The organism is Methylibium sp. T29 (assembly GCF_000576205.1).
In the GTDB taxonomy this organism is placed as follows: domain Bacteria; phylum Pseudomonadota; class Gammaproteobacteria; order Burkholderiales; family Burkholderiaceae_C; genus Methylibium; species Methylibium petroleiphilum.
Genome location: NZ_AZND01000456.1, coordinates 1 through 1,573 on the forward strand (window position 1 = coordinate 1; position 1,573 = coordinate 1,573).

General features: G+C 73.6%; 2 protein-coding genes and 1 pseudogene. All 3 read right to left on the reverse strand.

All coding sequences use genetic code 11. The features are described 5' to 3' along the window. Window positions 1–201, reverse strand: a pseudogene (locus tag x551_RS21975) (hydroxypyruvate isomerase); the annotation flags it as partial. A 34-nt stretch (window positions 202–235) separates the two neighbouring features. After that, the gene (gene cueR, locus x551_RS21980) at window positions 236–667 is read right to left on the reverse strand and encodes a Cu(I)-responsive transcriptional regulator (protein ID WP_036236631.1); all 432 of its coding nucleotides are present in this window, start codon (window positions 665–667) and stop codon (window positions 236–238) included. Between the two features lie 149 nt (window positions 668–816). Further along, a partial coding sequence (locus x551_RS21985; RefSeq protein ID WP_152543635.1) for an HAD-IC family P-type ATPase occupies window positions 817–1,573 on the reverse strand: 757 nt, incomplete at its 5' end.

A 1,573-nucleotide genomic window follows, 5' to 3' on the forward strand; every position in this document is an offset into this window, starting at 1 on the left:
CGCGGCGTCGCCGGGCGGCGCATTCATCAGCACCAGCGGCAGGCCGCTGTCGGCCAGCCGGGCCGCGAACTCGGCGGCGGGGTGCTCGTACGGGAACTGGCATTCCACGGCCTCGAAGCCGTCGCGCGCGGCGGCGGCGGCACGGTCGAGGAAGGGCAGCTCGGTGTAGAGCAACGTCAGGTTGGCGGCGAATCGAGGCATGCTCACATGCTGCCAGCTTCTGCCGGCCTCGGCATCAACGCCGGTCCCGCGGGCCGGCCTGCAGGTCGTCGAGGATCGGGCAATCGGCGCGCTCGTCGCCATGGCAGTGCCGCGCCAGCGCCTCGAGCGTGCGCTGCATCGCCTGCATCTCGTCGATGCGCCGCTGCAGGTCGGCGGCATGGCGCTGCGCCACCTGCTTCACCTCGCGGCTGGCCCGGCCACGGTCCTGCCACAGCGACAGCAGCACGCGGATCTCCGCGATGCCGAAGCCCAGTTCGCGTGCGCGGCGGATGAAGCGCAGCGTGTGCACCTCGCGCATCGAATAGCGCCGGTAGCCGGCCTCGCTGCGTGCCACCGGCGGCAAAAGGCCGAGGCTCTCGTAATGCCGCACCATCTTGGCCGACACGCCGCTGCGCTGGGCGGCGTCGCCGATGTTGAATGTCTGCCACTCGGGTGCCTGCGACACCCGATCCCCCGAGGGGATGCCGGCCGGCTTGGGGCGGCCCGGCGCTCGGCCGACAGACGGCCCCTCGGGTGCCTGCGACACCCGATCCCCCGAGGGGATGCCGGCCGGCTTGGGGCGGCCCGGCGCTCGGCCGGCTCTCGATGTCGCAGTCATCGGTCCTCCTCCGGCTTCCAGCGCCTGAGCAGCAGCGCATTGCCCAGCACGCTGACGCTGCTGAGCGCCATCGCCGCCCCGGCGAACACCGGGCTCAGCAGGCCGAAGGCAGCGAGCGGGAGGCCGACCGCGTTGTAGACGAAGGCCCAGAACAGGTTCTGGCGGATCTTGCGTGTGGTGTGGCGAGAGATCGAGATCGCGTCGGCCACCAGCGCCGGATCGCCGCGCATCAGCGTGATGCCGGCCGCATGCATGGCGACGTCGGTGCCACCTCCGTCGGGGTTGGCCATTGCGACGCCGACGTCGGCCGCGGCCAGCGCCGGCGCGTCGTTGACGCCGTCGCCGACCATCGCCACCGAGCCGCTCTCGCTGCGCAGGCCGGCGATCACCGCGGCCTTGTCGGCCGGCAGGACCTCGGCGCGCACCTCGTCGATGCCCAGGGCCCGGGCCACCGCCTGCGCAGCGCCGGGCTGATCGCCGGTGACGAGCACGGTACGCAGGCCGAGCCGCTGCAGATGCCGCACCGCGGCCTCGGCCGTGGGCTTGAGCGTGTCGCCGAAGGCCAGCAGGGCCAGCAAGGACGGCGCGGCGGCGTCGCCCAGGTCGGCGAGCCACGACACCGTGCGACCCTGGCGCTGGTGCTCGACCGCCAGCGCTTCCAGCGGTCCGAGGTCGACGCCAAGCTCGCGCATCCAGCGCGTGCTGCCGAGGCCCAGCGAGCGGTCGCCGACCCTCGCCGCCACACCGCGGCCC